Source organism: Bacteroides sp. A1C1 (assembly GCF_004328515.1).
GTDB lineage: Bacteria > Bacteroidota > Bacteroidia > Bacteroidales > Bacteroidaceae > Bacteroides > Bacteroides uniformis.
In genome coordinates this window covers 533,145-550,084 of record NZ_CP036491.1, presented here as the reverse complement: position 1 = coordinate 550,084, position 16,940 = coordinate 533,145, and the positions used below count along the sequence as shown (strand labels likewise).

The following is a 16,940-nucleotide window of genomic DNA, read 5'->3' as shown; positions in this document are numbered from 1 at the left end:
CTATGGAAGAAAAGAAAAAGCAAGCGGTGGAAAGCGGCAGTCTGTATATGACATTGGACGCCTTTTACAGACCCGTGTATCTGAGTATGCGCGGACAGGGGGAAGAGGGATTTTCCCGTTATATCAGTAACAACGTGCGGTCTCATACGACCGGTCGGGAATTTATTCCCGACCACTGAATGTTCCGTTTCGACTTTAAAGACAAAAGTCTGATTCCTCCCATATTCGGTACGGACAATGCGGATTATCTGGAACAGCTCTGTCCTGTACTGGAACGGGAGAATATATATCCGTTGGGGGTGGTGAGACTCCGGGATGCGGCATTCTGTGAGGAACGGGGGATTGTACATCTGTCATTATCAGCGGAACATACGGATTTGCTGGAAAATGAGGATTACAGGCGGCTGCGACATCGTTTCGGAATGAACGGGGATGTGATACGCAGCGGGCTGGCTGCTTTTCCCACCTACATGTCGGTGGAACACGGGCGGAAGGTATTGCTGTTTGACAAGACAGACGGTGGGGACAGGATGCTGGATGAGTTTCTGAGTGGGCTGGCCGAACGTTTTTTTGACGGCAAGCGGAAACCTGAGAGTTTGAGGTTTTATGAGGTGGCTCCGCTGAATGCCGCATGCCGGGCAAAAATAGGTGACGGGCAGACGGTTTCTTCGGATATGGTGAGATATGGGATTTGTGTGGCATGTTGCGACATGGCACCTACGCTGAGGAACTTTAACAGGCTGAGAAAATTGCAACGGCAGCCTATGCCGCTGACCGGAGAACAGGAACGGATAGTCTCGTCACTGGTGGCACGACCGGATAATGTACGGTTCCCGAACGTGGAAATGAGGGTGCGGATTCCGGCAAAGAGAAAAGGACAAGGAATGAACATTTAATTTTTTGATGAATGGAAAAAGAGAATACGAACAGTGGCAGTGTGTATGTCACAGTGGACGGACATCTCAACCCGGTGCATGTCAGTATGAAAGGTACGGGTGAGGAAGGTTTTCTGGAGTTTATGCTGGGAGATGTGGAGAAGGCGCTCAAGGAAACGGAAATGCCTACCATGGGCATGATGTACTATAATGTGCCTGATATGAGGATTATTCCGCGTTTGCGGGAAGGGAATAATGATGATTATCTGCGAAGACTGGAAAAGGCGATGGACGGACATGGGATTAAGCCGCATAGATACCTGGCTCTGTCGGAAGTGGTGTATTGCCTGTGAAAGTACATGGACCCGCTTTCAAGGGACGAGAACTATCCCCGACAACTTACACCGGAGATGTGGCGGGAGATAAAGTCCGCACCACCCGAAGTGATAGCGGAGATGCAGGATGATTTGAAGCATGGGAACACGTATTATACAGGTGTTGAGACGGGTAAAGGGGTGCTGCTGTTCGGTAGGGATTACGTAGGAAACCGTCAATACGGGGATTTTATGGCAACGAATATAGAGAAGCGTTTCTTTGAACCGGACTTTGAGGAAAAGTATCTGAATGTGTATGAGTTACGGGGATGGCCTTCATTGATGGAAGGGAAAGTAAACCGCTGTTGCGATGATTACGGCTGTTTGTTGCCGTTGGAGAAGATTCCGGCAGATGCTTTTGTGGACAAATCGGCATTGAAAAGTATAACGGACAGTGAGCGTTATGATCTTGCTCCTACATGGGAGAACTATTATAGGCTGACTGATTCCGGAAAGGGGCTGGGCCTTACTCGGAGTCCGTATAATTATGACTGGATGACACTGCTGTATATCATGGATAAAGGCTATCCGAGAGACGGACTGATAGATGAATACCCGGACAACTTCAGTTTTTACGATAAATTCGAGAAGATAGAAAACAAACTGCTGGGCCGCAACAGATGGGATGTGTATGATGTGATGCAGGAGAAGGCGAAGAAACTGGCAGGGAAATTGTTGAAAGAGCACTTTTCGGAAATACGGCGGAAAACAGACGTAAAGGAAAAAGAGCATGTGAAAAAAAATAAGGGTATAAAGATATAGGGTGATAAAAAATGGCAGGGGAAAGAAGGTGTGTCAAAATGCACACCTTCATTATTTTACGTACAAAGCCCCGACTTTCACAAGCTGGGGCTTTGTTATTACCTAAAGATTCTGTATCTTTAGGCATAAGAATTTCACTATGACAAAGATACATTTTCGTCCTTACATTCCCAACCAAACCGTTCTTTTTCCTCAAAGAATTGATGAGGATATTGCAGAAAACGATCCGGTGCGCATGGTTGACGCCCTGGTTGAGGGCTTGAATCTTGAAAGTTTCAGAAAGCTGTATAAGGAATGCGGCCGCAGCCCTTACCACCCCAAGATGATGCTCAAGGTCATTCTGTATGCCTATATGAACAACATCTACTCCTGCCGGAAAATTGAAAAGCTTCTTCACCGTGACATCCATTATATCTGGCTGGCCGGATATGAGAAACCGGATTTCATTACCATCAACCGTTTCCGCAACCGGGTGAAGAAGGAAATCAACGAGGTGTTTACGCAAACCGTACTTCTTCTCTCTTCCAAAGGCTTCATCAGCCTGAATGTGGAATACATTGACGGGACAAAGATCGAATCCAAAGCCAACAAGTACACTTTCGTCTGGCGAAAAACGGTTGAGCGGAACCGTGAACGCCTGATGAAGAAGATACATGTCCTGTTAGGGCAGATAGACGATGTCATTGCCCGGGAGAAGTCATCAGAGAACAATGAGGAGGTTGAGTTCACTCCGGCCATGCTGACTGAAATGGCAGGAGAATTGCGTCATGCATTGGAACAGGTTTCCGAGCCATCCGCGAAAGAGGAAAAGACTGAACTGAAAAAGAAACGCAAACAGCTGAAGGAACTGGAAGAACACAGGGACAAACTGCAGGAATACGACTGCCATCTGGAAACACTGCAAGAGAGGAATTCCTATTCCAAGACGGACAAGGACGCTACTTTTATGAGAATGAAGGAGGATGCCATGCGCAACGGACAGACGAAGCCCGGTTACAACCTTCAAATCGGCACCGAAAATCAGTTCATCACCGATTTTGCACTCTTCCCGAACCCTACGGATACACTGACCCTGATTCCTTTCCTGCAATCTTTTTCAAACAGGTATGACCGGATGGCCCATACGGTGGTTGCTGATTCCGGCTATGGCTCCGAAGAGAATTACCGCTTCATGTCCGAAAACGGCATGGAAGCCTACGTAAAGTACAACTATTTCCACATGGAGCAGCGGCCGAGATTCAAACCGGACCCGTTCAAGGCCGAAAACTTCTACTACAATGAAGAACATGACTTCTGCATCTGTCCTATGGGGCAAAGGATGCGGAGGATAGGCACCAGGAATGTGAAAACCGCATCCGGATATGTCAGCGAAAATGCACGGTACAGAGCTGTCAGGTGTGAAGGCTGTCCCCTGCGATGCCGCTGTTTTAAAGCAAAAGGAAACAGGACGATAGAACTGAATCATAGGCTTAGACAATACAAGCGGAGAGCCAAAGAACTGCTCTGCTCAGAGAAAGGACTGAAACACAGAGGGCAGAGATGCATAGAACCGGAAGCCGTGTTCGGACAAATTAAAAACAATATGAACTACAAACGTTTCCGACATTTTGGAAAGGACAAGGTCTTCATGGACTTTGCCTTCCTAGCCATTGCCTTCAATATAAAAAAGATGTGTGCAAAACTGACAAAAGAAGGTATGAACTGGCTGATAGGATGGTTTTATGAGCTTACTGTCGCTTTATTTAGATGCTGGAGACACATAAATCAAAGAAATCTTCGAATTATCGCAGCTTGAAGAAAATAAACCGATTTATATCGGTGATAAACAAGAAAGAAGGTGCATCGTGCATTACGACACACCTTCCTTTTCTTTTTATTTTGTGGTAGCAGTAACCTTAGTTTGAATTTTTTCAGTTTTGTAAATGACATTTTGGCGGAAATAAGCAGTCATAATAGGTATAATTATGGAATGAAAATATGGAAGGAGTAGAAACCGATGGCTGGGTTACGGAAATGGTTAGATATGTTATCTGTCCGGATGAGGATATTTGGTATATTTGGAGTGACAATGCACGCCAACGGATGACTTTAATTTTGAATGTTTTGTCAAGTGTGGAAATATGCTTTTATTTGCTTTGTAAATAGTGAAATTATAAATCAAATTGTTATGGAATTAGTTGTTATAGAGAAACATGCGTATTTACAGTTAAAACTGCAAATAGAGAGTTTATCCGCCCAGATTGAATCCGTTAAAAAGAAAATTGGTCCGGTTGAAATGGAAAAGTGACTGGATGCCCAGGAGGTCTGTCTGGCTTTGAATATCTCCAAACGAAGTTTGCAAGGCTATAGGGAGTACGGGATTATTCCATATTCTTGTATAGGCGGCAAATATATGTATAAAGAGAGTGATTTGGCCAAAATATTAATTCAAAAAGAAAGATAACATATGGACGGAGTAATCACAAGGCAGTCAGAAGAGTACATAATGATGATGAGGATGCTTAAGAAATGCTCAAAAGAGATACTTGAATTTCAGGATTTGCCTGTTCCTATAGCTGGTGAGGTCTATATGACCGGTGAACAGATATGTGGCATGTTGCATATCTCAAACAGAACTTTGCAAAAGTTACGTGATGAACGGGGGATAGCTTATACTGTCATAGGGGGTAAGTTCCTTTATCCTCTTTCTAAATTGCAATTGTTATTGGAAGAAAATTATAGAAATTATATTCGTTAAATCAAGTGGATAATTTGTATTTATGCTATTTTTTTGCTACTTTTGTAAAAGTAAGTAAGAGTGTAACAGGAAGAAAGTTGCAGCATATACGCGGTGAATTATTCGGTGTCATAGGAGCAGAGGCTTTTGGTAAGATACTGATAATGAATAGGGAAATTAAAAGTTAATCGTTCCCTGTCTCTCCGCAGAACTCCAAAGACAAAAAGGACTCAAAGTATGACAAATCCCGTAAAATCAAGGTTTTACGGGGTTTTTTATTTCTCTTCTCGGACATCTATCAGTAATTTGGGTTATATAATCAGTAATCTGGATACCTATGTAATAATAATACCCGCTACTTTTGTATCGCTATAACAATTGGATTTATATGTTTCAACTAAATAATATATCGTATGAAAAGATTGGTATTGTTTATGATGGCAGTTATGCTGTTGTCTATTATTGTTAACGCACAGAAAAAAGGTGGTAAGACACTGGTAGCTTATTTCTCGGCAACGGGAACAACGGCAAGGGCTGCCAAGTTGGTGGCAGAAACTGTCGATGGGACTCTCTACGAAATACAGCCTGCGAAAAAGTACACGGCTACTGATTTGGACTGGCATGACAAAGCTTCGCGCAGCAGTGTGGAAATGTCGGATTCCAAATTGCGTCCTGCATTGTATTCTAAACTGGGGAGTCTCGCGGAGTATGATACTATTTATATCGGTTTTCCTATTTGGTGGAATTTGGCTCCAAGAATTATCAATACATTTATAGAAAGCGGTGATTTTGCAGGTAAAACGGTTATTCCATTCGCCACTTCGGGAAGCAGCAGTATTTTTAATGCAGAAAAGGAATTACAGACGAATTACCCCGGCATAAACTGGGGAAAAGGCAGGCTGCTGAATGGAGCGAGCCGGGAAACTGTCAAGCAATGGATTAAGAAATGAATTTCCAGCCGAAACTTAAAGAAGTAGAGATGAAGAACATGGTAAAAAACATATGTGCGGCGATGGTTATTAGCCTTTGTGCTGCGGGACATTTGTCTGCAACAGAAAATAATCCTAATAATGATAATAAATTTATGGAAGAGAATTTGAATCTGATTCAGGAGTGGGACAAGACATTTCCACAGAGTGATAAAGTAAACCATAAGAAGATAACTTTCCACAACCGTTACGGCATTACACTTACTGCCGATTTGTATGTACCCAAGAATGCGACGGGTAAATTGTCTGCCATTGCCATCAGTGGCCCGTTTGGTGCCGTGAAGGAACAAGCTTCGGGCTTGTATGCGCAGACATTGGCAGAACGTGGATTTCTGACGATTGCTTTCGATCCATCCTATACGGGGGAAAGTAGCGGCCAGCCCCGTTATGTGGCTTCGCCGGACATCAATACGGAAGATTTCAGTGCAGCGGTCGATTATCTTTCCACCCGTGACGATGTAGATGCAGAGCGCATCGGCATTCTCGGTATTTGTGGATGGGGAGGCATGGCGCTTAATGCAGCGGCTATCGATACTCGCATCAAGGCTACAGTTACGGCAACCATGTACGACATGAGCCGGGTCAATGCTAACGGTTATTTTGATTCTATGAATGCCGATGCACGGCACGAATTGCGGCGCCAGCTTAATGCTCAGCGTACGGAGGATTATAGAAACGGTACATTTGCTCTTGAAGGAGGTGTAGTAGATCCGTTGCCTGCCGATGCTCCACAATTTGTGAAGGACTACCATGCCTATTATAAAACACCGCGCGGCTATCATAAGCGGTCACTCAATTCTAACCGCGGATGGAACAAGACTTCACCGCTTTCGTTCATCAATATGCCTATCCTTTCATATAGTGATGAAATCCGTAGTGCAGTGTTGATGCTGCACGGTGAGAAGGCCCATTCACGTTATTTCAGTGAAGATGCTTTTAAAAAGTTGCAGGGTGATAATAAGGAGCTGCTGATTATTCCCGGTGCAAACCATGTAGACTTGTATGACAATATAGAGGTAATTCCATTCGGCAAAATAGAGAGATTCTTCAATGAACATCTTCGATGACCGCCTTTAATGTGTTAGGAACCGGACATACCTTTCTTTAGCCTGGTTCAGCAATTCCTCTTTCAGGCAGATATCTTTCCGGAAAAGCGAAAGCTCCGGGAAGATTTCTTTTTTCTTGGACGCCTTGTTCCAATTTCCTACTACATGCCCCTTATAGAGAAGTACCGGAAAGAACAATCCGTTGTTGGTGAAAGCTTTGGAATAGTCTTCTTTGGGTAGGACGTTCGTCCGGTCCTTGTAGCCTATCAGGTATTCATCGTAGGAGGGAAGAAGGTGCAGGCTGTCGGTCGCCTTTCCTAATGTCCGGCAGGAGTCATGGATGTACCATGTCTGGCTGTGCCATTGTTCGGACATCAGTTCCGGTTCTATCAGAGAAATGGCTTGCCTTGCTTCCGTTAAAGGCAAACCGGACCACCAGGAGAAGTCTTGCAGGGTAGCGGGGGCATGGCTGCGGAAATAGGCTGTAGCCAGGCGGGCCAGCGCTTCTTCTTTCGCTAGTTCGGGGGTAGGTGGAACTCTTTCGTCCAGAAGGGCATAGGTGTGTTGCCGTCCACGGCATTCTCCGCTGCACACAATGCCTTCGACTTCGGCACGCGACATGAAGCGGGTCATGTGGTAGTTGTCTGCAAGCAGTCCCGAATGTTCAAAATGTTCCGCAATCTCTTGTTTCGTCAGGCTTCGCTTCCCGCTGAGGATATTCCCAAGTATGGTGTAGCTTCTTTCATATTGCTGTTCCGTGATTTCCAGACCATACCCTTTTGCATAGGAATCATTGGCAGATTTGATGCGTTGTGCAGAGAGTTTCAGCATCCAACGAATGTCTTCTGCTGCTACCAGGTGCCATGTGGGGCGCATTACGTGGGTTCTCAGTATTTCCCCTTGATGCAGGGCTTTTTCCACAGCTTGAATTCCCGGTGACTTCAGCCTCATACCTACGGCCCATTTCACCATTGTATAGTCTTGTGCCTGCATGGCGCCCATCCAGGAGACCAGTTCTTTCGGGTGGCGGAAGAGTGGAGTGGACAGTTGCTGGTTCTGTAAGCGTATTTCAGGGATTCTCATGTCGGTATGGTATTCGTTTGTATCAATAGGAATCGCAAAGATAAGAAAAGCAGGTCATTGTAGGGTATATCGTGTCCGCAATTATATTCTTTTGTTTCTTTTAACACCAGCTAATATAGCTATCTTTTATTTTTGTAACGCACAAATTGGGAAAATATTCATAATAAAACAACCATAAGAACTTTTTTATGACTATGAGAACAAATTGTATTTTATTGTTAGCTATTTTGTTGGGAGCTTTTCCCTTAAATCGTGTACATGCCGATGAATCTGGAAGCATTATTCTGTACACTCCTTACACAAAAATTTCCGTGACGCCCGGAGCGTCCATTGATTACAGCATTGATTTGATTAACAATACGGACGGGATTACAAATGCAAATCTCTCGGTCAATGGATTGCCGGGCAGTTGGAAGCATGAAATCAAGTCAGGCGGCTGGACCCTCAGCCAGCTTTCTGTACTGCCCCAGGAAAAGAAAACGTTCAATTTGAAAGTGGAAGTTCCTCTAAAAGTAAATAAAGGAAGTTATCATTTCACAGTATTTGCCGGAGAAACCAAACTGCCGCTGGAGGTGGTCGTGGCCCAGAAAGGAACTTACCAGACCGAGTTCACTACCGACCAGCCCAATATGCAGGGCAATTCCAAGTCCACCTTTACCTTCAATGCCACTTTGAAAAACCAGACGGCCGACCAGCAGCTGTATGCGCTGATGGCCAATGCCCCCAGAGGCTGGAGTGTCGTGTTCAAGCCCAACTATAAGCAGGCCACTTCTGCCCAGGTGGAAGCGAACAGCAGCCAGAATGTGAGTATAGAGATTGTCCCTCCCGCCAATGTGGAAGCCGGCAATTACAAGATTCCGGTACGTGCGGCTACCGGTACGACTTCTGCCGACTTGGAGCTGGAAGTTGTTGTCACGGGTTCCTACGAGATGGAATTGTCCACGCCCAGAGGATTGTTGAGTACCGAAATCACAGCGGGAGATGTGAAGCGTATCGAGTTGGTGGTCCGGAATACCGGCTCTTCATTGTTGAAAGATATCCAGCTTTCTGCCAATAAGCCCGTGGACTGGGAAGTGTCTTTTGAGCCTTCGAAGATTGATATGCTGAAGGCGGGGGAAACGGCCAATGTCGTAGCTACCATGAAAGCATCCAAAAAGGCATTGCCCGGAGATTATGTGGCTACCATGACGGCCAAAACTCCTGAAGTGAATACAGACGCCCAATTCCGCATTGCCGTGAAAACCCCGATGATATGGGGATGGGTGGGCGTTTTGATAATAATCGTTGCCATAGGTGCCGTATGCTATCTGTTCCGTAAATATGGAAGGAGGTGAGCATGGACGAGCGAGTGATTGCATTGACAGACTTGACCAAGCAGTATGGGCGCTTCACTGCCGTAGACCGCATTTGCTTGACTATCCGTAAAGGGGAGATTTTCGGATTATTGGGGCCAAACGGCGCCGGCAAGTCAACTACCATCCTGATGATGCTGGGACTGACGGAACCCACTTCCGGCTCTGTGGAGATTTGCGGTATCGACTCTACCAGGCATCCTATCGAGGTAAAGCGGAAGATAGGCTATCTGCCCGAAGATGTGGGGTTTTATGATGACATGACCGGTCCGGAAAACCTTATATATACTGCGCGTCTCAATGGCATTTCGGATGCCGAAGCGAAAGTCAGGGCGCTGGAGCTGATGGAGCATGTGGGGCTTGCCGGACAGATGAAAAAGAAGACCGGGAAATATTCGCGCGGTATGCGCCAGCGATTGGGACTGGCGGACGTGCTTATCAAAAATCCGGAAATTATAATCCTGGATGAACCTACTTCGGGAATAGATCCTGCCGGTGTTCAGGAGTTCATCGAGCTCATTAGGCAGTTGAGCCGGAAGGAGGGACTGACCGTCTTGTTCTCTTCCCACCACCTGGACCAGGTGCAGAAAGTTTGCGACCGCGTGGGACTGTTCAACAGTGGGAAGCTGGTCACCTTGATTGATATGTCTGATTTGAAGGACAAGCATCAGGAATTGTCTGATATTTATAGCCATTATATGGAGGAAGGAGGGGAAAGGCATGAATAAAGTCAATTATCCTTTTTGGGTAGTCGTTAACAAGGAAATATCCGACCATGTGAAAAGTTGGCGGTTCATTATCTTGATGGGAATCATTTTGCTTACGTGCATGGGCTCACTCTATACCTCGCTTACCAACATAGGTGCCGCCATCAAGCCCAATGACCCGGACGGTTCGTTCCTTTTCTTGAAGTTGTTCACAGCCTCGGACGGCACATTGCCTTCTTTTGTGCAGTTTATCAACTTTCTGGGGCCGTTGTTGGGGATTGCGCTGGGATTCGATGCTATAAATTCGGAACAGAACAAGGGGACGTTGAGCCGTATGCTGTCACAGCCCGTTCATCGTGATTGCATTATCAATGCCAAGTTCGTGGCTGCATTGATTGTGATAGGTATAATGCTGTTTGTACTAGGATTTCTCGTAATGGGCTGCGGGTTGATAGCGATAGGCATTCCTCCCACAGCAGAAGAATTTTGGAGGATTGTATTCTTTCTCATAATCAGTGTATTCTATGTGGCATTCTGGCTGAATCTGGCCATTCTGTTTTCGCTTTGCTTCCGTCAGGCGGCCACCTCGGCATTGGCTTCGGTGGCGGTATGGTTGTTTTTCAGCGTGTTCTATACGATGATTGTCAATCTGGTTGCCAAGGCATTGAGCCCCTCGCAGCTGGCATCTCCTTATCAGATAGTCAGTTACCAGAAATTTATTCTCGGTCTGATGCGTCTGGCACCTAGCGAACTGTTCAATGAGGCGACTACAACACTGCTGATACCTTCCGTCAGAAGTTTGGGGCCGCTCACTATGGAGCAGGTTCAGGGGGCCATTCCCAGCCCGCTGCCATTGGGACAGAGTCTTTTGGTGGTGTGGCCGCAGCTCACCGGACTGATTGCAGCTACTGTTATCTGTTTTGCCCTTTCGTATGTCATATTCATGAGACGGGAAGTCAGATCACGGTAATGATAAGTATGTTTTATTGAGTGTTGAAAGTCCGTTCCGGCATTGGTTGCTTGAACGGACTTTTAATATTATTTGCCCGAACATTTGGTAATTCCAAAAACTTCCCTTACTTTTGCGCCCCGAACAAGGAGAGGTGCTCGAGTGGTTGAAGAGGCACGCCTGGAAAGCGTGTATACCCCTAAAGGGTATCGGGGGTTCGAATCCCCCTCTCTCCGCAACAGTTCTGAATAAGATGAAAAACTAGCGGGTAAAGGTCTACAAATCATAGATTTGTAGACCTTTTTTGCTTGTACTCCGTTTGCTTTAAAAGACTTGGAAACTACGCCTTTGTAAATTAATTATAGATAATGAAAGCTGGATGACATCTCCTTTCATAATAAGGCGATGGGATAATGCATTGCCACTGCAAAGCAAGTGCATGCTTTTTGCAGTGCTACTGCATTCAGCTTTGCAGTGGCGCTGCAACACATATGCAGTGTCACTGCAGCATATATGCAGTAGCGCTGCAACACGTTTGCAGTCACACTGCAGCAGATGTGCAGCGACGCTGACCCGGTAGGTGTGTACGGGATTGTATCATGTTTCGTTAAGAAGATATTATAAAGTATCCTTTGAATGTCGTATTTTTGTCTATCCGTAATTTAGAGTAGTCAAAGAAAACTATGAAACACACTCGTATGAAACTAAAAACAGCGGTAAAGAACCTTCATGAAGGCTGGAAATTCCGGCAGGCGAGACTGACCAATTGGTATCCGGCTACAGTTCCGGGAGTAGTCCACACAGACTTACTGCAGAACAAGATTATTGAAGACCCGTTTTTCCGGTTGAACGAACGGGGATTGCAATGGATTGACAAGGAAGACTGGGTTTATGAAACTTGCTTTACTCTTGCTGCCGACATGATGCGGAAAGAGAATATGGAGCTTGTGTTCGAGGGGCTGGATACTTACGCTGACGTTTATTTGAATGATGAATGTATACTGAAAGCGGACAATATGTTTCGCCGCTGGTCTATCCCCGTTAGGCAGTACATCAGGGAGGAGAATAATATATTGAAGGTGTACTTCCATTCGCCGGTAAAGATAGACGTCCCCAAATGGGATGCACTTCCCTACCAGTATCCGGCATCCAATGACCAGTCTGAAAACGGGGGCTTGTTCAACAAGAAGATAAGCATTTTTGCCCGTAAGGCAGGTTATCATTATGGCTGGGACTGGGGGCCGCGTCTGGTTACCTCCGGCATCTGGCGTCCGGTGTATATCATGGCTTGGAGCGATTTGAGAATCAACGATGTGTTTATCGAGCAGAAGGAAGTCGGTGCAGGCAGGGCCGTGATTGCCGGACATGTGGAGCTGGATGCCGATAAGGATATGGACGGAGTGCTGGTCACGATAACAGACGAGGCTACCGGAAGAGTGCTTGGCGAGTGGCAAGCGGATTTGAAGCGAGGCACCAATCGGGTGACCGTTGATTTTGTCCTTCACAAGCCGAAGTTGTGGTGGAGTAATGGACTGGGGGAGCCTTTCCTTTATCGTTTCCGTACGGATATCATTGCAGGTGGGGAATTGTTGGACTCTAAAACCGAAAGGGTGGGCATACGATCTTTGAAGGTGGTACATCAGCCGGATAAGGACGGGCATACTTTCTATATAGAGCTGAACGGGCGTCCGGTTTTTGCCAAAGGAGCCAATTACATCCCTTCGGATAACTTCCTGCCGCGCGTCACTCCCGAGAATTATAAAAAGACGATTCTCGATGCCGCCGGTGTAAACATGAATATGTTGCGTGTCTGGGGCGGAGGTATCTATGAGAACGATGTCTTCTATGATTTGTGTGATGAGCATGGAATTATGATTTGGCAGGACTTCATGTTTGCCTGCAGCATGTATCCGGCAGAAGGCGCCCTGCTCGATAATATCCATCAGGAGGCGGTGGACAATGTGAAACGTTTGCGCAATCATGCTTGCATTGCTTTGTGGTGTGGAAATAATGAATGCCAGGATGCCTGGCTGGGCTGGGGCTGGAAGCGTGAGATAGAACGGCAGAACAAGGAATATGCCGACAAGATTTGGGCACAGTACCGGCAGCAGTATCATGTCACCTTACCCGGGGTGGTCAGGGAGTATGCACCCGGAACCTTCTATTGGCCTTCTTCTCCGTTCGCATTCGAGGGAGAGATGTCCGGTACTACTGACGGGGACCGCCACTATTGGAGTGTCTGGCATGGTAAAGCACCCATTTCTGATTATGACAGCGAGAAATCCCGCTTTTTCAGCGAGTACGGCTTTCAGTCTTTTCCAGAGTTCGACTCCGTCAAGCGCTATGCTCCTTACCCCGAAGACTGGGATATACGTTCCGAGGTGATGATGTCCCATCAGCGTGGTGGCGACCATGCCAACGGGCTGATTGAGACTTACCTGTTGAATGAATATAAAAAACCGCGTGATTTCCGGGCATTCCTTTATATGAACCATGTGCTGCAGGGAGATGCCATCAAGACGGCCATCGAGTCGCACCGCCGCCAAATGCCGTATAATATGGGGACGCTTTTCTGGCAGCACAACGACTGTTGGCCCGTAGCTTCCTGGGCGAGCCGTGACTATTACGGACGCTGGAAGGCGCAGCACTATTATACTCGCAAGGTCTATGATGACATCCTGATTTCTCCGGTAGTGGAGGGGGATGATTTGAAAGTATATGCAGTGTCCGACCGCTTGGAGAATACTTCCGGCCGGCTGCAGCTCCAGGTCTGCCGGTTCGACGGAACCGTGGTTTATCACTGGGACAAATCTGTCGGCATTTCCGGTAATGACAGCCGTGTCTGTTTTTCCGCACCGTTTGCCAAGCTGCTGGAGGGGGCAGGTAGAGGAACGGTATATGTCCGCGTAGACTATACGGACAAATCGGGCAGGGTGTACCATAACAACTACTGTCTGGACAAGCAGAAGAATATGAATTATCCGAAAGTGGATTTGCAGGTCGAAGTCCGTTCCATTGAAGGCGGATATGAAGTGACGGTTTCGGCAGACAAGTTTGCCCGTGCCGTATGCTTGTCCGTTGCTGACAATGAAAGTGTATATAGCGACAATTATTTTGATGTCCAGCCGAAGAGCAGCGTGCAGGTACAGGTCAGGACGCGATTGTCTGCCGAAGCGTTCAACGCTTCGTTGAGGCTGACTTGCCTGAACAATGAATTCTGATAAGTTATGGAAAACAAAGCGGAGCAACATATTGAAATGTTACTCCACTTCTCATTGAGATGTTGAAAAATGTGTTTTCAGGAGATTTAGTTATTTTCTTTTTTAATGTCTATGGTCATGAACCGTTCACCGTCATATAGACTTTTGACGCGGATGTTCAGTCCTTTTTTCTCTTTCAGTTGTTCCGCTATATTGTCCAGCTTGAAGGAGGCCAGTCCGGTGCCCAGTGTGAGCTGGCTGTCATTGTAGGCATTGTGGCGGAATTCGAGATTGACGTAATCCAGTTTGTCGTTCTCGCCGGTGGATGCTTCGTTGATGACCAGGTTCAGCATGTGCTTCTTATCTTCGTTGTTACTGTGGTAGAATTGATACTTGATGTTCAGATACTCACCCGTAATCCATAAATCCGTGGCGTTGATGTTGTCGTCTCCGATACTGTCTGCCTTTTCGGCAGGCATGGAGTAGATGTCTTTGGTCAGAATGTTTTCGATGTGCTTTATTTGGGCATTATATTCGTAGCCTGGAAGTTTCTCTTCCAGTTCGCGGAAGTAGATGAAAGCCCTCTGGCCGTCTATTACGGCATAGTTGTGAACATAGGTTGTGTCACTGGGATATAGTTTACTGCCTTCGTCCAGTGAGAAATAGTAGTCTTTTCCTTCGATGACCTTCACCGTACCTACGGCGAACAAAGTGTCATATTCGTCATCCCAATCGTCCAGGCATGATTGCAATACAATGGCAGTCAGGAATAAAAGCATGGATGCTGCCAATGTCATTCTCAGTTTCTTCATAAGTGGTAGGTTTTAGCTCTTTTTCTGTTTAAAACTTATTTTTGCATTCAGAAAATGCGGTGAAAAGCTAAATACTGCGTAGTATACTGTTAAAGAAATGAAAGTATGATTTTCTTCTCTGCCTGATGCAGTATTTTTGCGCCGATTGCATTTATAGGGTAAACACGTGTTAAAAGAGAGAATGGAAGAACAGGAATTGGCAGAACGCTGTAGGCAAGGAGACAATCTTGCCCGCAAAGAACTGTATGAGCGCTATGCGGGACGCATGCTCAGCGTATGCCTCCGTTATGCAGGTGACCGGGAGACTGCCCAAGACCTGATGCATGACGGTTTTCTGAAACTTTTTGATTCTTTCGATAAGTTCACTTGGCGGGGAGAGGGTTCTCTGCGGGCATGGATGGAACGCGTAATGGTGAATACGGTGTTGCAGTATTTGCGGAAAAATGATGTGATGAATCAGTCATCGGCCTTGGAGAATGCACCCGAAGCTTATGAGGAACCGGAAGGTTCGTCAATAGATGTCATTCCTCAAAAGGTACTGATGCAGTTTATCAGTGAATTGCCTGCCGGCTATCGTACCGTATTCAACTTATATATTTTTGAAGAGAAATCCCATAAGGAGATTGCTCGACTATTGGGAATTAATGAAAAATCCTCTGCCTCGCAGTTGACGCGTGCTAAAGCGACTTTAGCGGCAAAAGTACGTGAGTGGATGAAAAGAAATGATTAAATGAAGGAACGTATGGAAGATGAATTGTGGTTGAAAAAGATAAAGGATAAGCTGGAAGACTATTCCGAACCGTTGCCGGTTGCCGGATGGGAGCGGTTGGAAAAGGAATTGTCCCTTTCCGGAACTCCGATAACCGGATCGCATAGGATGATGCCTTTCCGTCGCTGGGCGGTGGCTGCGGCAGCTGTGCTGCTGGTGGCAGTATCGTCCGTCAGTCTGTGGCTGTTGCAGAGTCCGGTAGGGAATGAAATGCGGCATACGTCAGTGCCTGCTTTGGCTGTGGCTCCGGATGTCTTGCCGGAACAGACGATGCCTACCGTACAGACTAATTCCATAGAGCCTGCCTATCGGGCACATGGAAATGCATCGGTACGGGATAGGGAGGCAAGTCGCCCTTTGGTTGCACAAGATATTAGAATACCGGTTGACGATGAGCGGCAGGAGGAAATGTTGCCGGTTGAAACTGCAGATGAGGCTGTCGGTATTGGGCAGCAGGCGGAAGAGCCGGTAATGGAAGATACGGACCATGAGACCACAATGCAGGCAGAGGAACCGGAGAGAACAAGGAAAGACCGCTATCGTCCGTCAGGCCGGGACAAACTGCATCTTCCGGAAAGAAACAGTTCTGGTAGGGATACTAAAGGATGGGCGGTTGGCTTGTCCGTTGGAAATACGGGAGGTTTTTCATTGGCGAATGAAGGGGAAGCGAATGTCATGTCGGACTACATGCCTGGAAGTCCTATTTATGGCGGTAACGTAGATTTATCCTCTACGGCCAATGGTATTGTTACCATTCCCGACGGGCAGGAACTGGTTTTCAAGGATGGTATGCCCTATCTGCAAAGACGCGAAAAGGAGATTGCGGATATAGACCATAAACAACCGCTCAGTTTCGGTGTTTCGGTGCGGAAAAACTTGGCGAAGGGTTTCTCTGTGGAAAGCGGGCTGACGTATACCTATCTTGCTTCTGACGTAAGGTATGAGGGCAGCTCGGAAAAGATAAGCCAGAAGCTGCATTATATTGGCATTCCGATACGGGCCAACTGGAACTTTGTGGATACAAAGAACTTTACGATGTATGTTTCGGCGGGGGGTGCCATTGAAAAATGTGTGTATGGCAAGATTGGTACTGAGAGTGAGACTGTGAAACCGGTACAGCTTTCTGTCATGGGTGCTGTCGGTGCCCAGTATAACATAAGCAATAGGGTTGGCTTGTATGTGGAACCGGGAGTATCCTATTTCTTTGATGACGGTTCGTCGATACAGACTATACGCAAGGAGAACCCGTGTAACTTTACGTTGCAGGCCGGCATACGTCTTACTTATTGATGGCAGGACAGACATG

At 46.5% G+C, this 16,940-nt stretch carries 17 protein-coding genes and 1 tRNA gene; 16 read left to right on the top strand and 2 right to left on the bottom strand.

Features of this window, described 5'->3' with window-relative positions; genetic code table 11:
* Positions 1 to 2 precede the first annotated feature (2 nt).
* The 9 genes from EYA81_RS19110 (at position 3) to EYA81_RS02375 (ending at position 6,783) form a co-directional block, all read left to right on the top strand.
* Entirely contained in the window at positions 3 to 179 is a 177-nt protein-coding gene (locus EYA81_RS19110) for a hypothetical protein (protein WP_002562197.1), read from the top strand.
* Complete coding sequence (locus tag EYA81_RS02410; RefSeq protein ID WP_060386406.1) at positions 180 to 896, top strand: DUF6047 family protein; 717 nt, start codon at positions 180 to 182, stop codon at positions 894 to 896.
* 11 nt (positions 897 to 907) lie between these two features.
* Entirely contained in the window at positions 908 to 1,228 is a 321-nt protein-coding gene (locus EYA81_RS02405; protein ID WP_060386407.1) for a hypothetical protein, read from the top strand.
* 6 nt (positions 1,229 to 1,234) lie between these two features.
* On the top strand, positions 1,235 to 2,011 hold the full coding sequence (locus EYA81_RS02400) for a DUF6047 family protein (RefSeq protein WP_224207122.1): 777 nt from the start codon (positions 1,235 to 1,237) through the stop codon (positions 2,009 to 2,011).
* Positions 2,012 to 2,150: 139 nt separating this feature from the next.
* The gene (locus tag EYA81_RS02395) at positions 2,151 to 3,806 is read left to right on the top strand and encodes an IS1182 family transposase (RefSeq protein ID WP_118434923.1); all 1,656 of its coding nucleotides are present in this window, start codon (positions 2,151 to 2,153) and stop codon (positions 3,804 to 3,806) included.
* Positions 3,807 to 4,298: 492 nt separating this feature from the next.
* A complete protein-coding gene (locus tag EYA81_RS02390; protein ID WP_082709332.1) occupies positions 4,299 to 4,454 on the top strand; it encodes a helix-turn-helix domain-containing protein in 156 nt (51 codons plus the stop codon).
* A 3-nt stretch (positions 4,455 to 4,457) separates the two neighbouring features.
* Complete coding sequence (locus EYA81_RS02385) at positions 4,458 to 4,748, top strand: helix-turn-helix domain-containing protein (RefSeq protein ID WP_060386410.1); 291 nt, start codon at positions 4,458 to 4,460, stop codon at positions 4,746 to 4,748.
* Between the two features lie 392 nt (positions 4,749 to 5,140).
* Positions 5,141 to 5,677: a flavodoxin gene (locus EYA81_RS02380; RefSeq protein ID WP_117974355.1), complete on the top strand. Its 537-nt coding sequence runs from the start codon at positions 5,141 to 5,143 to the stop codon at positions 5,675 to 5,677.
* A gap of 29 nt (positions 5,678 to 5,706) precedes the next feature.
* Positions 5,707 to 6,783 carry an alpha/beta hydrolase gene (locus tag EYA81_RS02375; RefSeq protein WP_171030432.1) on the top strand — a complete coding sequence of 359 codons (1,077 nt, stop codon included), beginning with the start codon at positions 5,707 to 5,709 and terminating at the stop codon, positions 6,781 to 6,783.
* Between the two features lie 6 nt (positions 6,784 to 6,789).
* Here the strand turns inward: EYA81_RS02375 and EYA81_RS02370 are convergent, their stop codons facing one another.
* The gene (locus tag EYA81_RS02370) at positions 6,790 to 7,845 is read right to left on the bottom strand and encodes a winged helix DNA-binding domain-containing protein (protein WP_131225333.1); all 1,056 of its coding nucleotides are present in this window, start codon (positions 7,843 to 7,845) and stop codon (positions 6,790 to 6,792) included.
* A 188-nt stretch (positions 7,846 to 8,033) separates the two neighbouring features.
* Between EYA81_RS02370 and EYA81_RS02360 the strand changes: the two genes are divergently transcribed.
* The 5 genes from EYA81_RS02360 (at position 8,034) to EYA81_RS02340 (ending at position 14,074) form a co-directional block, all read left to right on the top strand.
* Complete coding sequence (locus EYA81_RS02360) at positions 8,034 to 9,179, top strand: NEW3 domain-containing protein (protein ID WP_117600372.1); 1,146 nt, start codon at positions 8,034 to 8,036, stop codon at positions 9,177 to 9,179.
* Between the two features lie 2 nt (positions 9,180 to 9,181).
* Positions 9,182 to 9,925, top strand: a complete 744-nt coding sequence (locus EYA81_RS02355) for an ABC transporter ATP-binding protein (protein ID WP_117600371.1) — start codon at positions 9,182 to 9,184, stop codon at positions 9,923 to 9,925.
* A complete protein-coding gene (locus EYA81_RS02350; RefSeq protein ID WP_117600370.1) occupies positions 9,918 to 10,874 on the top strand; it encodes an ABC transporter permease in 957 nt (318 codons plus the stop codon). Before EYA81_RS02355 ends, EYA81_RS02350 begins: the two co-directional genes overlap by 8 nt.
* A gap of 127 nt (positions 10,875 to 11,001) precedes the next feature.
* Positions 11,002 to 11,089 (top strand) — tRNA-Ser (locus EYA81_RS02345).
* A 447-nt stretch (positions 11,090 to 11,536) separates the two neighbouring features.
* Positions 11,537 to 14,074 (top strand): glycoside hydrolase family 2 protein, encoded by a 2,538-nt coding sequence (locus EYA81_RS02340; protein ID WP_117600369.1) that lies wholly within the window; start codon positions 11,537 to 11,539, stop codon positions 14,072 to 14,074.
* An 86-nt stretch (positions 14,075 to 14,160) separates the two neighbouring features.
* Here the strand turns inward: EYA81_RS02340 and EYA81_RS02335 are convergent, their stop codons facing one another.
* On the bottom strand, positions 14,161 to 14,865 hold the full coding sequence (locus EYA81_RS02335; RefSeq protein WP_117600368.1) for a NigD-like protein: 705 nt from the start codon (positions 14,863 to 14,865) through the stop codon (positions 14,161 to 14,163).
* A gap of 181 nt (positions 14,866 to 15,046) precedes the next feature.
* On the opposite strand from EYA81_RS02335, the gene EYA81_RS02330 reads away from it, so the two are divergent.
* A complete protein-coding gene (locus EYA81_RS02330) occupies positions 15,047 to 15,595 on the top strand; it encodes an RNA polymerase sigma factor (protein WP_005831669.1) in 549 nt (182 codons plus the stop codon).
* Positions 15,596 to 16,924, top strand: coding sequence for a porin family protein (locus EYA81_RS02325; RefSeq protein WP_117600367.1), 1,329 nt, complete (start codon positions 15,596 to 15,598; stop codon positions 16,922 to 16,924).
* The last annotated feature ends 16 nt before the right edge of the window (positions 16,925 to 16,940 follow it).

What these genes read in the sequence shown, in the direction of transcription:
- EYA81_RS02395 (WP_118434923.1), top strand. Translation starts at nt 2,151, where the DNA reads ATGACAAAGATACATTTTCGTCCTTACATTCCCAACCAAACCGTTCTT.
- EYA81_RS19110 (WP_002562197.1), top strand. Translation starts at nt 3, where the DNA reads ATGGAAGAAAAGAAAAAGCAAGCGGTGGAAAGCGGCAGTCTGTATATG.
- EYA81_RS02385 (WP_060386410.1), top strand. Translation starts at nt 4,458, where the DNA reads ATGGACGGAGTAATCACAAGGCAGTCAGAAGAGTACATAATGATGATG.
- EYA81_RS02360 (WP_117600372.1), top strand. Translation starts at nt 8,034, where the DNA reads ATGACTATGAGAACAAATTGTATTTTATTGTTAGCTATTTTGTTGGGA.
- EYA81_RS02375 (WP_171030432.1), top strand. Translation starts at nt 5,707, where the DNA reads ATGAAGAACATGGTAAAAAACATATGTGCGGCGATGGTTATTAGCCTT.
- EYA81_RS02400 (WP_224207122.1), top strand. Translation starts at nt 1,235, where the DNA reads ATGGACCCGCTTTCAAGGGACGAGAACTATCCCCGACAACTTACACCG.
- EYA81_RS02330 (WP_005831669.1), top strand. Translation starts at nt 15,047, where the DNA reads ATGGAAGAACAGGAATTGGCAGAACGCTGTAGGCAAGGAGACAATCTT.
- EYA81_RS02405 (WP_060386407.1), top strand. Translation starts at nt 908, where the DNA reads ATGGAAAAAGAGAATACGAACAGTGGCAGTGTGTATGTCACAGTGGAC.
- EYA81_RS02340 (WP_117600369.1), top strand. Translation starts at nt 11,537, where the DNA reads ATGAAACACACTCGTATGAAACTAAAAACAGCGGTAAAGAACCTTCAT.
- EYA81_RS02380 (WP_117974355.1), top strand. Translation starts at nt 5,141, where the DNA reads ATGAAAAGATTGGTATTGTTTATGATGGCAGTTATGCTGTTGTCTATT.
- EYA81_RS02335 (WP_117600368.1), bottom strand. Translation starts at nt 14,865, where the DNA reads ATGAAGAAACTGAGAATGACATTGGCAGCATCCATGCTTTTATTCCTG.
- EYA81_RS02370 (WP_131225333.1), bottom strand. Translation starts at nt 7,845, where the DNA reads ATGAGAATCCCTGAAATACGCTTACAGAACCAGCAACTGTCCACTCCA.
- EYA81_RS02410 (WP_060386406.1), top strand. Translation starts at nt 180, where the DNA reads ATGTTCCGTTTCGACTTTAAAGACAAAAGTCTGATTCCTCCCATATTC.
- EYA81_RS02350 (WP_117600370.1), top strand. Translation starts at nt 9,918, where the DNA reads ATGAATAAAGTCAATTATCCTTTTTGGGTAGTCGTTAACAAGGAAATA.
- EYA81_RS02325 (WP_117600367.1), top strand. Translation starts at nt 15,596, where the DNA reads ATGAAGGAACGTATGGAAGATGAATTGTGGTTGAAAAAGATAAAGGAT.
- EYA81_RS02355 (WP_117600371.1), top strand. Translation starts at nt 9,182, where the DNA reads ATGGACGAGCGAGTGATTGCATTGACAGACTTGACCAAGCAGTATGGG.